Raw genomic sequence first — 15,360 nt, 5'->3', positions numbered from 1 at the left:
CGCCGCCGTCACTTGATCTCGATCCGCCGAAGCGAGGGCACAAGCAACGGCACCAGCATCGCCACCGCTGCAACCCCGCCGCCGGTGACGGCGATCGTCGCTGTCCCGAACACCGCGGCGAGGATCGGCGTGGACAACTGGCCGATGGGAATGGGCACGAAGGACCAGAACTCGTCTTGGGCGCCGACCCGGGAGAGCAGCCGCTCCGGAACGTGGGTGTTATTGACGGTCTCCCACACGACGGTGAAGAACTCCGAGACCACCCCTGCCACGAACGCCGCCGCAGCCAGCCAGAACGTGTTCGCGCCAGCTCCGAGCAGGATCAGCGGGACGGCAGCCATCGTCATCGAGGACAGCGCGGGCACCATCGGGCGCCGCACCGTCAGCTTCACCATCACCACACTGGCCAGCAGAGCTCCGACACCGCGGGCGCTCAGCACAAGTCCCCAGCCCTCAGCACCGATCGTGGCGTTCGCAATCACCGGGCCCAGGATCTGCCAGACCCCCATGTTGAGGGCGTTGAAGACGCCAAAGGCCGATGTCACCGTCCAGATCCACGGAGTGGAACTGAAGTAGCCCCAGCCTTCGCGCAGTTCGGCAAGCATCGTCGTGCCGCCCTCGGTACGCCGTGGCAGTTCAGGCAGCGACATACGCGCGAAGAATGCGGCCGCGAGAAGGAAAGAGGCGGCGTCCGCTGCGATCGCCCAGCCGCCACCCACGGAAGCGGTCAACAGGCCGGCCACGGTCGGCCCAAGGATACGAGTGGCGTTCCTGACAGACGCCAGCAGGGAACTGGCCTGCTGGATGCCGCGTCCCACCGCCAGATTCGAGACGATGCCGCGCAATGCGGGCTTGGTCAGTCCCTGAAAGATGCCGTTGAGGGCAGCGAGCGGCAGCAGGAACGCCGGATGCTGGTGGGCCAGCAGGAGGAACGCGACGCCGACCTGTGTGAGGCCGGCGCCCAGACTGGTGAGGCACAGCACGGTGTCGCGTCGGTAGCGGTCGGCGATACCACCGCCGAGGAGAAGCATCGCGACCATCGGGACCAAGGCCGCAGTGGTGACCGCGGACAGCCAGGCCGTACTGTTGGTGACCTCCAGGACGCCGAAGGCCAGGGCGACAGGCGACATGGCGCTGCCGGCCAAGGAGATCGACTGACCCGCCAGGAACCGGCGAAAAGCCACAGATCGGAGCGGCTGTCCGGACGCGAGGCCGGTACTGGACGCCGGTAATGCGCCGATTTCAGGGACTTGAGGATCTCGATCTTCTGGCGCTTCTGATGCAGGCACAAGGGGCAACCGTGCCAGCAGACGCAGGACGCCTCAAGTGGTTTGGTCGGCGCCACATTCCCGTGGCTGCATGCCGCACCCGTCACCTTGGCGGAACAAGCAGCCAATGCCTCACCTCAAGCGAGACAGACGACTCCGAATCATCTCGCTGAATCTGAGGTAGGGCAGGTCAAACCCTCACCCTGCCTCACCTTGAGCGAGACCGGACACGTGACGTGTGTCCGATGAGGCTGCCGCGGCGGGAGGCACCTCGGCGCCGGTGCGCAGGGTGCGTACCTGCGGCGAGAGCAGGGCCGCCGTGGTGGCCAGGACGACCAGGGCCGCACAGCCGGCCAGGGCCCGGCCGGTGCCCACGGCGGCGGCGAGGGGGCCGGCGACGAGCAGTCCGAGCGGGGCGAGGGCCAGGGAGCCGAACCAGTCGTAGGAACTGACCCGGGACAGGACCTGTTCCGGGATCTCGCGCTGGATGGTGGTGGCCCACAGCACGCCGAAGACATCGCTCGCGATCCCGGCGCCGAACATGGCGGTGGCGATCAGCCACACAGGGGCTTCGGCACTGAGCAGCACGATCGGTACGGCGGCTGGGAAGGTGCAGAGCACGGCTACCAGGATGGGACGGTTCACCCGCACACGCGCGGCAAGTCCCGCGCCGGCGACGGTGCCCACGGCCTGGGCCGCCACGATGACCGACCACGACCGCGCTCCGCCCAGATGCTGCTCGGCCGTCAGCGGGCCCAGGACCCCGAGGTTGGCATTGAGCGCGGCGACGACCACCGCGTACTGGGCGACCACGACCCACAGCCACTGCCGGGAGGCGAACTCCTGCCAGCCCTCTCGCAGGTCGGCCCAGCCCGACGCTTTCTTGCGTGGCCGCGCAGCCACCCGCAGCCGGGCGGTGAGCACCGCACTGACGACGAAGGAAGCCGCGTTGAGCGCGAGCGCCCAGCCGGCACCCACCAGTGCCACGGTCACCCCGGACAGGGCCAGGCCCAGCAGCAGGGAGCTGTTGGTGCCGACCCGCAGCAGCCCGTTGGCCCGCTGCAAGCGGTCCGCAGGCACGACCAGCGGCACGAGGCCGTCCATCGCCGGGGCGAACAGGGCTGTCGCGGTTCCGGCCGCCACCGCCAGCAGGCACATGGCCACCGGCGGTGCATGACCGGTCAGCACCATGGCAGCCAGACCCGCATACGCCCCGGCCCCCAGGATGTCGGCCAGGACCATCAGTCCCGACCGCGACATGCGGTCCGCGATCACCCCGCCCACCAGGACGAACACCAACTGCGGCAGGGCTTGGCAGGCCAGTACCAGCGACAACCGACCCGCACCGGCCCCCGGCAGAGCAAGCACCGCGAACGCCAGCGCCACCCGCGCGAAGCCGTTGCCCAGCACGGAAATGCCCCGTGCGCACACGAGCAGGACGAACTGCCGGTCGCGCCACAGCGGCGCCCCCACCGAAGGAACTGTCACGGCCCGGCACCCTACGGCGGCCACGGCCGACGCATACCTGAACCAGCCACTTCGGCGGATCGCTGCCCGCACCCGCGCCGCCCAGGAGCCCGCGCAGTGGCGTGAGTTGCGGGAGTGGCTCGAGTGGGGCGATGGATCGGTGCGCTAGCATGCGCGGACCGAATGAGCAACCGCTCCGGTTTGTGCGTATGGGATGGCGAAAAAAACAGGCCAGCCTCGAACGCGCCCCGTGCAGGACCCGTGCAATGCCTGACGCAAAAGAGTGGCCGTGACCCCGAAGGAGCCGCTCGCGCGCAGTCTGGGTGTGCGGAGTAATCACCGCGTGCTTACCGTTGCCATACCGTCCGTCACATCCTCGTCTCGTATCCCGGAGCGGCCAGTGGGCGCACCTCCTTCCCCCCGTCCCGTGTACGGGGGCCGCCCCGCGCCCTACGGGATCATCGGCGAGTTCGTGGGACGGGCCGTGGAGCAGGGGCGGGAAAGCGGCGGGAACCACAACCTCAACCACGTCCTGGCGGCGACGGAGCGGGTCGCGCCGCTGCTGGGTGTGGACCCCGGCACGCCCGTGATCGTGCGGGCCCCGCGCCCGGGGGCGCTGCCCGTCGTGATCCGCACCTGGGACGACGAGCCGAAGATCCTCGACGCGATCGGCAGGACACTGCCGCACGTACCGCGCTGCCTCGCCAGGGGGCACGGCTTCGCCATCCACACCTATGCGGAGGGCGCGCCCCTGTCCGCCGTCTGCCCCAAGGGCAAGCCCGTCGACACCCTCCGTGTCCAGGAGCTGGCCGGGCTCCTCGCCCGCACCGCCCAGGTGCGCCGCTCCGCGCTGCCGCCGCTGCCCGCCGTCTGGCCCCGCAACCTCACGGACAGTCAGGGCTTCCTCAGGACGCTGGCCCGGCTCGCCGACGAGCAGGTCCGCAAGCCCAACTGGTCCGTGTTCGGCGGCCTGTTCAAGGCGCTCGGCATCCCGGAGGACGCCCTCGTCCGGCTGGCCGAGCGGGTGCCGTCGATGGCGCGGCGGCCCTACAGCCTGCTCCACACGGACCTGCACCGGGACAACATCGTCGTCGGGAGCCGCTCCGACGGCCCCTCCCTCCTCCTCGTGGACTGGGAGCTGGCCAGTTACGGCGACCCCCTCCACGATCTCGCCACCCACCTCGTGCGCATGCAGTACCCGACGGACCAGTGGGACGAGGTCGTCGAGGCCTGGGCCCAGGCCGTGCAGCAGGTCCGCCCCTCCGCCGCCAACGGCATCCGCAGGGACCTCTTCCGCTACGTCGACTTCGAGTGGGCGCAGTCCCTCTACCCCGACGTCATGCGCGCCGCGCGCTCGCTCGAGGACTCCCCCGGCGAGGCGGGCCTGACCGCTGCGACGAAGGAGGTGCTGCGAGCCCTCCAGGCGGCGGCGCGGCCCCTCGGGCTGGGGAGCGTGCCGGACGCGCCCGAGATCGAGCGGGCCCTGTTCCGCTGGCTGGCCTCACGCAACGCCGGCCTGCGCACGAACCGGGGCTGGGTCGCCGAGACCTTCGTCCTCGAGCCCGACCGCCGGCTGCCCCACCGCCCGGACTTCCCCGCCTCCGCCGTACGCGGCGCCCTGCTGGCCGAGGGAGCCGCTCCGGCGCACCTGGTCTTCAAGGGCACCGCCCACCTGAACTCGGTGGTCCGGGTGCCGGACGTGCACTTCCCGGTGGTCGTCCGGCGCAGGCTGCCGCACGTCTGCCGACGCGAGCGCAGCTTCCTCAGCGAGCACGCCGTCCTCAACGCGATCCACGGCTCGTCGGCGAACGTGGCGGCGCCCCGGGCCCTCGCCCTGGGCAGGAGCTACGGGGACGAGGCCTTCACCATCCACACCTACGTCGGCCCGCCCGACATCGACCGCCCCCCGAACCACCCCGTGAACGGCCTGTTGCCGCACGAGGCGGACGGGCTCGTGGACCAGCTGTGCTCCCTGCGGCACGTGAAGTACAAGCAGGTCGACCCGGCCGCCGGGGAGGGCCGCTTCTTCACCTGGCTGTGCGGTCAACTCGTCGAACTGGTCGCCGAGTTGCCGGAGGAGACGCAGCGCCTGGCCCGGCACCTCGGCCTGCCCGACGCACGCCGTCTCGAACAGATCCTGAGCCGGCTCACCATCAGCGATCGCACACCGGCGCTGCTGCACGGCGACCTCAACCCGTGGAACCTCGTCCGCCGGGACGACGCCCTCGCGCTGACCATCATCGACTGGGAGATGGCGGTGGTCGGGGACCCCCTGTACGACCTGGTCCGGCACATGCACCTCACGCCGACCCGGCCGGAGATCCGCGACCGCATGTTCCGCCGCTGGGCCGCCGGTCTGCCCGACGCGTACACGGTGAACTGGGCGCAGGACTGGCCCGTCTACCGCTCGATCGAGACCGTGCGCTCCGCGTACGTCGACCTGGACCGCCTGGTGACGGGCGCGAGTCTGGACGCCCCCAACGTCCGCCGGGCCGTCGACTCGTACGCGATGACCCTGGCGGCCGCCACCGGCTCCCTCGGCCTGCGCTCCCGCACTCCGGCCAACCCCTGCCTCGTACGCACGTTCCCCTGACACCAGGGTCACCGCCGGCACCCGGCGCGGTGCGTACGCTCGGCGGTATGAGTGAGATCGGGCTGCGGGAACGCAAGAGGCAGCGGATGTACCAGGCCGTGTCGGACATCGCCGTCCGGCTCTTCCTGGAGAAGGGGTTCGACGCGGTCTCCGTCGCCGAGGTCGCGGCCGCGGCGGAGATCTCCAAGCCCACGCTCTTCCGGTACTTCCCGGCCAAGGAGGACCTCGTCCTGCACCGGATCGCCGACCACGAGAGGGAGGCCGCGCGGGTCGTCACCCAGGAAGGCGAAGGGACCTCCCCGCTGCGGGCGCTGCGCCGGCACTTCGTCGACGGTCTCGACCGCCGCGACCCCGTCACCGGCCTCAACGACCACCCGCAGGTCCTCGCCTTCCACACCCTCCTCTACGGCACTCCCTCACTGGCCGCCCGCGTGTACGCCTATCAGGAGCGGTCGGAGGCGGCGCTCGCCGAGGCCCTCGGCGGCGACCTGGCGGCACGGCTCGCCGCCGGCCAGATCATCGCCGTACAGCGGGTGCTGGCGCTGGACAACTGGCGGCGGATCGCGGACGGGGAGCGGCTGGCGGACGTAGCTGCGGACGCGGTGGCGGCGGCGGAGCGGGCGTTCGGGCTGCTGGAGAAGGGGCTGCCGTGGCTCGCGGAGGAAACCGAGCCTCGGTAAAATTCAAGGCCTCAGTAAAATATTTAACTCGGTCACGTTATTTCGGTACGCTCGATGGCATGACGACGAGCCTTGGCCGGCAGCTGCACGCCGAACGCGCCCACCACGACACCTGCCGTTCCGCACTCGCCGCCATGATCGAAGGCGCCCACGAACAGGTCGTCACCGGCGCGGACGTCTCCGCCTCGGGTGCCGACGCCGAGGTCCTCGGGTACGGGCTGCGCAGCCGGGCCAAGGCGTTGCGGGAGCTGCCCGAGGGGCCGTTGTTCTTCGGGCGGCTGGACTTCACCGGAGGAGAGCACGACGGGCTGAGCTACCACGTCGGGCGGCTGCGGATCAGCGAGCACCCGGCCGCCCCGCCCCTCGTCGTCGACTGGCGCGCCCCCGTCTCCCGCGCCTTCTACCAGGCCAGTGCCCGCGCCCCGCAGGGCGTCGACGTCCGCCGCCGCTTCGGCTGGGCCCCGGGCAGCCGGGGCGACTCCGCCGACCTCACCGGTCTGGAGGACGAGCACCTGGGCCGGGGCGAGTCCGGGCCCAGCGACATCGTCGCCCGGGAGATCGAACGGCCCCGGGTCGGCCCGATGCGGGACATCGCGGCGACCATCCAGCCCGAGCAGGACGACCTGGTACGAGAGGACCTCACTGTGTCGGTGTGCGTGCAGGGCGCACCGGGCACCGGCAAGACGGCCGTCGGCCTGCACCGCGCCGCCTACCTCCTCTACACCCACCCCCAGCGCATCCGGCGCGGCGGTCTGCTCATCCTCGGGCCGAACCGCACCTTCCTCTCCTACATCGCGGCGGTGCTGCCCTCCCTCGGCGAGACCGGCGTACGGCAGTCCACTCTCGCCGACGAGATCGCGCGTCATCCCGTCACCGGGGTCGACGACGAACGGGCCGCCCGTGTGAAGCACGACGCGCGCATGGCCGAGGTGCTGCGACGGGCGCTGTACGCGCGCGTGGCCGATGGTGCCGCCGACGACCTCGCCGTGCCGGACGGTTCGTACCGCTGGCGGGTGGCGGGGGTGGAACTGGCGCGGATCGTGTCCGGGGTGCGCGCGGAGGAGCCTCCGTACGGCGTCGGGCGGGAGCGGGTGCGGTCGCGGATCGTGCGGCGGATCCAGGAGCAGGCCGAGCGGCGCAGCGGGCCCCCGCCGAACGCGTGGGTGCGGAAGATCGAACGGGCGCGGGCGCTGAGCGCGTACGTCGACGCCGTGTGGCCGCGGGTGCGCCCCGAGGAGGTCGTCGCCGCGCTCCTGTCCGACCCCGAGGAGTTGGCACGGGCGGCGGAGGGTCTCCTGGACGCCGACGAGCAGAAGGCACTGCTGTGGGCCCGGCCGCCGCGCTCGCCGAAGTCCGCACGCTGGTCGGCCGCCGACCTGGTCCTCCTCGACGAGGTGGCCGGGCTCGTCGAGCATCCCGAGGGGTACGGCCATGTCGTCGTCGACGAGGCGCAGGACCTCTCCCCGATGGAGTGCCGGGCCATCGCACGGCGGGCGCCCTTCGGTTCGCTGACGGTGCTCGGCGACCTGGCCCAGGGGACCACGCCGTGGGCCGCCCGCTCATGGCCCACGCTCCTCGCCCACCTGGGGAAGCCGGAAACCGCGGTGATCCCGCTGACCACCGGCTTCCGCGTCCCGGAGTCGGTCCTCGCCCTCGCCAACCGGCTCCTCGACCGCCTCGACGTCGACGTTCCGCCCGCCCGCTCCCTGCGCCGCGACGGCGAACTCCGCGTCACCGAGGCCCACGGCGACCTGCCGGCCGCGGTGGTCGCCGCCGTACGCGACGCCCTCACCCGGGAGGGCTCCGTCGGCGTCGTCACGGCGGACGCCGACACCACCCGGGTACGGCAGGCCCTGCACGCGGCGGGCCTCGAACCCGCCGGCCCCGACGACCCCGGCGCCCGACTGACCGTCGTACCGGCCGGCCTCGTCAAGGGCCTCGAGTACGACCACGTCGTCGCCGTCGAACCGGCGGCGATCGCGGAGGCGGAGGACCGGGGCCTGCACCGGCTGTACGTGGTGCTGACGCGGGCGGTGTCCCGGCTGGAGGTGGTGCACGAGCGGCCGTTGCCGTTCTAGTGCCCCGGGCCGGCATCGGCGGAGCACTCGCCGGGGACGGTGTCGAGGGCGGATCCTGTCACCGATGCTTCTCTTCCTCGACATCGACGGCACCCTGCTCCCCTTCGGATCGCCGCGGCCCTACCCGGTGTACGACGGACCCGTCGCCCTGTCCGCCGTACACCCCCTGCTGAACCGGATCGACCCGGCGCTCGGCCCGCGGCTGCTGGCGCTCGGATGCGAGCTGGTGTGGGCGACGACCTGGCTGGACGACGCGAACGTCTGTGCGGCGCCCTGGCTCGGGCTGTCCGCGTTGCCCGTGATCGACTGGCCGGACGAGGAGGAGCCACCGCGCGGCGGCCCGCACTGGAAGACGCGGCCGCTGGTCGCCCGCGCGGCAGGCCGGCCCTTCGTCTGGCTCGACGACGAGATCACCGGCGCCGACCGCACCTGGGTGAGCGCCCACCACCCCGCCCCGGCCCTCCTCCACCGCGTCGACCCCCGCGACGGCCTCACGGACGCGGACCTCGCGGTCGTACGGGAGTGGCTCGGGGCCTGACCGGGGGGCTACTTGCCGCCGAGCAGCTCGGTCACCCTCGTGTATCCGTCGGTGCCGTGGCCGCGGGCGATGACGCGGCGGGCCTGGCCCTCGGCCGCGCGCATGACGCCGGCCTCGATGCCGTGCGACTCGGAGGCCTCGACGATGTGGGCCATGGAGGAGACGGTCGAGGTGATGGGGTTGCCCTCGCCGGAGAAGGAGCCGCTGTCGACGTCGTCCGCCCACTCCGCGAACAGCGGCGGCAGGATCGCGCCGATGCCCTGGGCGAAGGGCGCGAGGTCGCGCGCGGTGATGCCCTCGGCCCGCGCGAGGGCCAGGGCGTGCACGTAACCCGCCATCGCCGTCCAGAAGATGTCGAGCAGGGCGACATCGTAGGCCGCGGCCCGCCCGATGTCCGTGCCGAGGTGGGTGTGGGTGCCGCCCAGGGCGTCCAGGACGGGCCGGACCTCCTGGTAGAGGTCCTCGGGGCCGCTGTGGATGAACACCGCGTCCGGCGTCCCGATGCTGGGGGTAGGCGTCATGATCGCGCCGTCGAGGTAGCGGACGCCGTGTGCGGCGGCCCAGTCGGCCGTGGAGCGGGCGCGGCCGGGGGTGTCGGCGGTGAGGTTCACGACCGTACGGCCCTTGAGGGCGGCCGTGACCGCCTCGTCGCGCAGGATGCCGTCTGCGGCGTCGTAGTTGACCACGCAGACCACGGTCAGCCCGCTCGCGGCGACCGCCCCGGCGGCGGACGCGGCGCCGAGCGCCCCGCGCTCCACCAACTCCCGGTCCCGGCCCGGGGTGCGGTTCCAGACCGTGGTCCGCACTCCCGCGTCCAGGAACGCCCCGGCCAGCGCCCGGCCCATCGGGCCCAGACCGAGGACGGTGACGGCGGACCGGTCGGCGGACTGGTCGCCGGACTGGTCGGCAGGCATGGAGGACATGCTTCGACTCCCTTGAGAACAGCTACGATTGAGAAGAATGACAATTGCTGACGAATGGGGCGGGGATGACACGCGAGCGCGCCAAGGACCTGAACGTCTGTGGAGTCACTGCCGCGATCGCCGTGATCGACGGCAAGTGGAAGACCTCGCTGCTCTGGCTGCTGGAGTCCGGCCCGCAGCGGCCCGGTGAACTGCGCCGGCAACTGCCGGGGCTCACCGAGAAGGTGCTGACTCAGGCGCTGCGCGAGATGGAGGAGGACGGGCTCGTGCACCGCGAGGTGCACGACGTCCTGCCGCTGAAGACCGTCTACTCCCTGACCGGCTTCGGCCGGGACCTCTCCGAGGCCCTCGCGCCCCTCTCCGAGTGGGGCCACCGCCGCCTGGACAGACTCGCCGAACGCACCTCCGCCTCCCCCGTCCCGGCGGCCCCGTCGGCCACCTGAGACCAGCCTCGCCGGGACGACGGGCGGTGCCAAGTACCCACAAAAAAGTGGGTACCTACGGACGCTTGGCCCTGACCAGCTCCAGCACGGGCTCCAGGGACTCCACGACGCACTCGGCGCCGGCGTCCTTCAGGAGCTTGGCCTTGTGCTCGTTACGCGCGTAGCCCAGGAACGGCACTCCGGCCTCCGACGCGGCCTCGAAGTCCGTGGGGGTGTCCCCGATCATCAGCGCGGCCGAGGGGTCGCAGCCCATGGCGTTCAGCGCGCGGTTCAGGCAGTGCGGGTGGGGCTTGAGGAGGTGGAGGTCCTCGGTGCGCCCGTAGATGTGGGGGGAGAAGCAGGAGATGGTGTCGCGGCTGGCGAGGTAGGTGACCACCGCCCGCGGATGGTTGTTGGTGGTGATCGCGAGCCGCGAGCCCACCGCGGTCCAGGTGCGTATCAGGATGTCGGCGTACGCCGTGGGCATGGCCGACACCGCGGCCTTCAGCTCGGCCTGGGTGAGACGTTCCTCCACCACGGCCACCAGGTCGCTGTCGCGGTCGCGCCGGTACAGCGCGCGCAGCACGATCTGCGGGTCCAGCACCTGCTGTTCGGCGTCCGTCAGCAGGCCGTGCAGTCCCTGGCCGCCGAGCCAGTCCACCAGTTCGTTCGCGACCTGCTCCGACGGATGCCCGGCGAAGAGGTTGCAGATCGGCCCGTCGAAGTCCCAGAGCACGACCCGCGCACGAGTGATCAGCTGTCGCAGTGGTGCGTTCTCGTTCTCGGTGTCCGCCGTCACCCGTTCAGTCTGCGTCGTCTCAGAAGTCACTAGGAGAGTGTCAGGTCCGAGGTGATGGTTGCCCAGAGGGCGTCGAACCACTTCTGGGATTCCTTTACGAACGCGGCGTCGCGTTGACCCGTTCGTTTCACGAAGGAGAAGAGCAGCGACTTGGAGCCGAGGACGTCGTACATGTCCAGGGTCTGGCTGCCCCACTCCTCCTCCCGTCTGGTGAGCGTGTAGTAGCCCATCAGCGCCTCCTCCTCGTTGAGGAGGTACAGCTTGACCGGCGGGGTGAACGGCAGCGCGCGGAAGGCGACGTGGACGTCGATGCCGTGCGTGGAGCGCAGGGCCAGCAGGTTGTGGCGCAGGACCTGGCCCTGGGCGTTGCGCATCGACAGCCAGCGCCGGTGGACCGGGTCGCCGTCGCCCTCGACCGGGACGGGGAAGGCGAGGTTGATGTCGCGGGACGGCACCAGGATGCGCACGTCGATCGTGTCGGGGCGGATACGGCCCTCGTGGATCAGCCGGAGCGGCTCACCGAGCGCCAGCATCAGGGTCTCGGCCGTGTGACAGACGACGTCGACCCGTACCCGCTTCGCCGAGAACGCCGCCACCAGCCGCGGCGCGAGCCCCACCATCGTCGGCTGGGGTTCCTCGCGGGCCGGCGCCGGTTCCGCGATGCGCGGCGGGCTGCCCTTGCTGACGTTGCTGAGCAGACCGTCGTCCTGAAGTGCCCGCAGGGCCTGGCGAACCGTGCCGCGCTCCACGCCGAACTCCTCGGCGAGTTCGGCCTGGGTGGGCAGGCGGTCCCCCGCCTTGAGCTCTCCGGCACGGATCCGTTCGCGGAGCACGTCGGCGATCTCCTGGGGCGAGACTCTCCTACTGCCGTTCACTGCCACGTTCTCCTGGGTCACGACCAAACGCTACAACTCTGATCCATCTATGGGGAGTTGTTTGAAAGTTGTTTATAAGTAGCTGCCAAGTGGGGACAACATATACAAAGTTGGCTGCCAACTTCATGAAGTTGGCGGAAGTTTTGCCTCCGTCCCGGCAGCACTAAGGGGGAACCATCATGCCTGCCCTCGCCCTTCTCTCCGCCTTCTTCATCGTCGGCTTCGAACAGATCATCCAGGTGAAGTACGGCGCCGCCGGCATCATCGGCATGCTGCTGCTCACCGTCGGCATCAAGGCCAAGAGCCCGGCCGTCAGCTCCGTCGGGGCGGTCGTCCTGGCCCTTCTGGTCGCCGGGCCCGCCCTGTGAGCGGTCCCGATCGCCCGGCTCGGCCGCCGTGGGGGACGATCAGCTCGTGAGCACCAGCTCCGAACTGATCGTCTCCCACAGTGCGTTGAACCACAGGTGGGACTGTTCCACGAACGTCGTGTCACGCAGCCCGGCCCCCTGCGCGAAGGCGAACAGCATCGACCGGGTGCCCTCGGCGTCGTACAGCTCCAGGGGTTCGTGGTCGATCTCCTGCTCCCGCCGCGTGAGCGTGTAGTACGCGAACAGCGCCTCGGAGCCGTTGAGCAGATACAGCTTCACCGGTGGGGTGAAGGGCACCGCGCGAAAGGAAACACGTACGTCGATGCCGTGCGTGGCGCGCAGGGCCAGCAGGTTGTGCTTCAACACCTGCCCCTGGGCGTTGCGCTGGGCCAGCCAGCGGCCCTGCAGCCGGTTGTGCGGGGCGGCGGTGTCCACCGGGGTCGGGAAGGCGAGCTCGATGTCCCGGCTGGGCAGCAGGACACGGACGTCGATCTTGGCCGGTTTCAGCTCCCCCGCGTGGATGCGGCGCAGCGGTTCGCCGAGGGCGAGTGTGAGGGAGACCGAGGTCAGACAGAGGGCGTCGATCTCGACGTGGGCGGCCGCGAACGCGTCGGCTATGCGCGGGGCTAGGGCCACGGTGGTGGGCAGCGGCGGGGCAGCCGGGCCGGCCAGGACGGGGCCGCGCCCCAGGTCCGGGGCAACGGTGGCCGGGCTGCCCTTCGAAACGTTGGTGAGCAGGTGCTCCGCCTGCAGGATGCGCAGGGCCTGGCGTACGGCTCCGCGGTCGACCCCGAACTCGTCGGCCAGCATGGCCTGTGTGGGCATGCGCTGGCCCGGCCGCAGCACGCCGGACCTGATCCGCGTGCGCAGCTCATCGGCCACTTCGTGGTGTGACTTCTGTGGCCGATGTGGCCTCTTCCGTCCATTGACGGGGGCGTGTTCCGGGTCCACGACAAAACAGTACAACTTCCCGCCATCTTTGGGCAGTTCGTGGGAAGGTGGTTATAGGACGCTTCCAAGCGGAGATAAGTACAGTGAAGTTGGTCGCCAACTTCAACGACGTGGTCAAACTTGGAGGATCGGGCTCCCTTCCGGAGGGGAGCCGGGAGCCCGGCCGTCCGGCACAGTCACAACTCCACAGGGCATGGCACAGCCACAACTGCACACCGACAACTCCACACCGACAACTTCATACAGCTCAACAGAGCACAGCTACGGATGCGGTACCGACCCAGGTCGTCCACCGGAAGGAGCGCTCAGAACATGTCCGGGCACCAAGGCCGCCTGGACGTACGCAGCAGGGCGTCGGCCTTTCGGGCGGCGCCCGCTCGTTCTTCCCGCACCCTGCCCAGCGCCGCGAGCCGCACCGCCGACTCGTCGCCCAGCCACAGCGCCGCCAACTCCCGCACGTCGAGCGCGAGGTCGGCGCTTCGCGTGGTCCGCGCGCAGGACGCCCCGTCCGCCGACGCCTCCAGCAGATAGCGGCCCCCGGCCAGCCCCGCCCCGTCGGCGACCTCCAGCACCAGCGAGCCCTCACCCTCGTACGTACGCGCCTCAAGAGCCCGTACGACGTCCAGGAGCCGCACCCACAGCCAGTCCGCCTGGCTGGTGATCCTGGCCGCCCTGGGGTCCGGCAGGAAGAACGGGAGCAGGTCGTCGGGGGCCCGCCAGCCCGACTTCACCGTCACGACCCAGTCGATCGCGCACAGGTAGTGCCACAGGGCACGCTCGGCGGCCGGATTCGCCGCGATCAGCCATCGCACGCTCGCCGTGTTCGCCGGCTGCAGCTTGCCGTCGCCCCAGTGGCCGTCGCAGCGGTACGACAGCAGACCCTGCACCTCGCCGTCCGGCGAGCGGTGGACGGCGTAGAAGGGCTCGGTCCACGACGCCTCGAAGCGCACGTCACCGGTGTTCACCCGCCACCACATCTCGTCGCGGCTGACGGCGCCCGGCTGCGCGCGGCGTATTCGCTCGTACAGTTCGGGGCCCAGCTTGCGGACGTCCTCGCCCTCCACGAGATCGATCCGGCCGCCGTCCTGCGGTCCGGCCCACCGCGGGTCGAGGCCGGACCGCGGCACGTCGATCGTCCACTCGCTCATCGAGGTGGCGGGGCCGAAGCCGTAGCGGCCGTAGATCGGGTACTCGGCGGCGATGAGCGTGGCGACGACGTCCTCGCGCTCCTTCGCGGCCGCGAGGTCCTGGCTCATCATGCGGGTGAGCAGGCCGCGCCGACGGTGCGTGGCGGTGACGGTGACGCCCGTGACGGCGTTCGCGGGAACGGCCGCGCCGCCGACGGCCGTCAGCTCCTGGGCGAAGGACTTGAAGGTCGCCACACAACGGCTGCCGTCGAAGGCGCCGAGGTAGCGGTCGGGCACGAACTGGGCACGCCGACCTTCGAGTTCGGCCTCGGAGGTGACGGGCTCGCGCAGGAAGCCTGCGTTGATGGCACGGAGCCACTCGGGGAGCTCCGCCTCGTCGATGGGACGTACGTCGATGTCGGCGCGGGGGGTCATGGGCCCACGGTAGAGGGAGGGCCGTCGGGGTGTCGTGAGGATTTCCCCGGGCCTCGCCCGGCCCTGGGGCACGGCCCTGGGGCACGGCCCTGGGGCACGGCCCTGGGGCACGGCCCGGCCCGGGGCCCCGCCCCCTACCGCACGTCCCTCACACCAACAGGTCGTCCACCTGGGCCTCGCCGTCCCGGTAGCGGCGGGCGATCTCGGCGCTGCAGTCGTCGGTCGTGCGCTGCAGCCGCTGTCGGCGTCCGGAGACCTGCTGTTCGTAGCGGACGAGCCGGCCCATCGCGGTGTTCAGCTCGAGGTCCGTGCGGGCGCCCAGGTCGGAGAGCTCGACCTCGGCGAGCATGTCCGCGGCCAGCCGCCGGTACTCCTCGTTGTGCGGTGTGCCCAGCGTGACGTGGCGCGCCGAGGAGCGGTGGCGGGCCGGGGCGTCTGTGAGAATCTCCGGGAGCCGCTCCACGACGGACGACTCGGCCGGGTCCACGACCGACGCGGGACCGCGCCGGGCCAGCTCCGCCCGCAGGATGTCGATCCGCCCCTGGAGCAGTCGCCGTACATAGCTCAGATCGGCCTCGTCGCGCTGCGCGTCCCGGCGCAGGGTGCGCAGCTCGGGCAGGCTCAGCGCGGCCAGGTCGGGCTCGGGCGGCTCCACGGACAGCAGCGGGCTGTCGGTGCGCTGCGCGGGCGGTCGGGGGCTGTCCAGGTCTCCCCTGTGGGTCAACGAGACAGCCCCGGGCGGCTGCCCGGTACTCGGTGTGCTCATGTGCCTCTACCGTCCCCTCGACCGGCGTGTGCCAGCATCGTGCCACCCCAAGTGGCCGCTATGTGACCGA

General features: G+C 71.2%; 14 protein-coding genes. 6 read left to right on the top strand and 8 right to left on the bottom strand.

Translation table 11 applies throughout. The annotated features are described in order from the left end of the window. Positions 1–8 precede the first annotated feature (8 nt). The gene (locus ACFYWX_RS11870) at positions 9–1,289 is read right to left on the bottom strand and encodes an MFS transporter (protein WP_389423836.1); all 1,281 of its coding nucleotides are present in this window, start codon (positions 1,287–1,289) and stop codon (positions 9–11) included. 177 nt (positions 1,290–1,466) lie between these two features. Further along, a complete protein-coding gene (locus tag ACFYWX_RS11865; RefSeq protein WP_389423835.1) occupies positions 1,467–2,756 on the bottom strand; it encodes an MFS transporter in 1,290 nt (429 codons plus the stop codon). A gap of 406 nt (positions 2,757–3,162) precedes the next feature. Here ACFYWX_RS11865 and ACFYWX_RS11860 point away from each other — a divergent pair, with 406 nt between their 5' ends. From ACFYWX_RS11860 to ACFYWX_RS11845, 4 genes are all read left to right on the top strand, one after another. Continuing rightward, entirely contained in the window at positions 3,163–5,328 is a 2,166-nt protein-coding gene (locus tag ACFYWX_RS11860; RefSeq protein ID WP_389423834.1) for a phosphotransferase, read from the top strand. Positions 5,329–5,375: 47 nt separating this feature from the next. Then, positions 5,376–6,008: a TetR/AcrR family transcriptional regulator gene (locus ACFYWX_RS11855; protein ID WP_389423833.1), complete on the top strand. Its 633-nt coding sequence runs from the start codon at positions 5,376–5,378 to the stop codon at positions 6,006–6,008. A gap of 59 nt (positions 6,009–6,067) precedes the next feature. Continuing rightward, positions 6,068–8,086 (top strand): HelD family protein, encoded by a 2,019-nt coding sequence (locus ACFYWX_RS11850; protein WP_389423832.1) that lies wholly within the window; start codon positions 6,068–6,070, stop codon positions 8,084–8,086. 64 nt (positions 8,087–8,150) lie between these two features. Beyond that, positions 8,151–8,624: an HAD domain-containing protein gene (locus ACFYWX_RS11845; protein WP_389423831.1), complete on the top strand. Its 474-nt coding sequence runs from the start codon at positions 8,151–8,153 to the stop codon at positions 8,622–8,624. A gap of 8 nt (positions 8,625–8,632) precedes the next feature. On the opposite strand, the gene ACFYWX_RS11840 is transcribed toward ACFYWX_RS11845, so the two are convergent. Then, on the bottom strand, positions 8,633–9,547 hold the full coding sequence (locus tag ACFYWX_RS11840; RefSeq protein WP_389423830.1) for an NAD(P)-dependent oxidoreductase: 915 nt from the start codon (positions 9,545–9,547) through the stop codon (positions 8,633–8,635). 65 nt (positions 9,548–9,612) lie between these two features. Between ACFYWX_RS11840 and ACFYWX_RS11835 the strand changes: the two genes are divergently transcribed. Further along, positions 9,613–9,990 (top strand): winged helix-turn-helix transcriptional regulator, encoded by a 378-nt coding sequence (locus tag ACFYWX_RS11835; RefSeq protein ID WP_389423829.1) that lies wholly within the window; start codon positions 9,613–9,615, stop codon positions 9,988–9,990. 55 nt (positions 9,991–10,045) lie between these two features. Here ACFYWX_RS11835 and ACFYWX_RS11830 read toward each other — a convergent pair whose 3' ends face one another. Continuing rightward, positions 10,046–10,768 carry an HAD family hydrolase gene (locus tag ACFYWX_RS11830; RefSeq protein WP_389423828.1) on the bottom strand — a complete coding sequence of 241 codons (723 nt, stop codon included), beginning with the start codon at positions 10,766–10,768 and terminating at the stop codon, positions 10,046–10,048. 29 nt (positions 10,769–10,797) lie between these two features. Next, positions 10,798–11,670, bottom strand: a complete 873-nt coding sequence (locus ACFYWX_RS11825) for a GntR family transcriptional regulator (protein ID WP_389423827.1) — start codon at positions 11,668–11,670, stop codon at positions 10,798–10,800. Positions 11,671–11,822: 152 nt separating this feature from the next. Between ACFYWX_RS11825 and ACFYWX_RS11820 the strand changes: the two genes are divergently transcribed. Further along, the gene (locus tag ACFYWX_RS11820; RefSeq protein ID WP_389423826.1) at positions 11,823–12,011 is read left to right on the top strand and encodes a hypothetical protein; all 189 of its coding nucleotides are present in this window, start codon (positions 11,823–11,825) and stop codon (positions 12,009–12,011) included. Between the two features lie 39 nt (positions 12,012–12,050). Here ACFYWX_RS11820 and ACFYWX_RS11815 read toward each other — a convergent pair whose 3' ends face one another. From ACFYWX_RS11815 to ACFYWX_RS11805, 3 genes are all read right to left on the bottom strand, one after another. Next, positions 12,051–12,977 carry a FadR/GntR family transcriptional regulator gene (locus ACFYWX_RS11815; protein WP_389423825.1) on the bottom strand — a complete coding sequence of 309 codons (927 nt, stop codon included), beginning with the start codon at positions 12,975–12,977 and terminating at the stop codon, positions 12,051–12,053. Between the two features lie 290 nt (positions 12,978–13,267). After that, entirely contained in the window at positions 13,268–14,524 is a 1,257-nt protein-coding gene (locus ACFYWX_RS11810; RefSeq protein ID WP_389423824.1) for a GNAT family N-acetyltransferase, read from the bottom strand. A 148-nt stretch (positions 14,525–14,672) separates the two neighbouring features. After that, positions 14,673–15,290, bottom strand: coding sequence for an aerial mycelium formation protein (locus ACFYWX_RS11805; protein ID WP_389423823.1), 618 nt, complete (start codon positions 15,288–15,290; stop codon positions 14,673–14,675). Positions 15,291–15,360 lie beyond the last annotated feature (70 nt).

Origin of the sequence: Streptomyces sp. NPDC002888 (genome assembly GCF_042888465.1) — a bacterium.
Taxonomy (GTDB): domain Bacteria; phylum Actinomycetota; class Actinomycetes; order Streptomycetales; family Streptomycetaceae; genus Streptomyces.
Note: the sequence above shows the minus strand (reverse complement) of the source record. Positions and strands in the feature narration are given on the sequence as shown.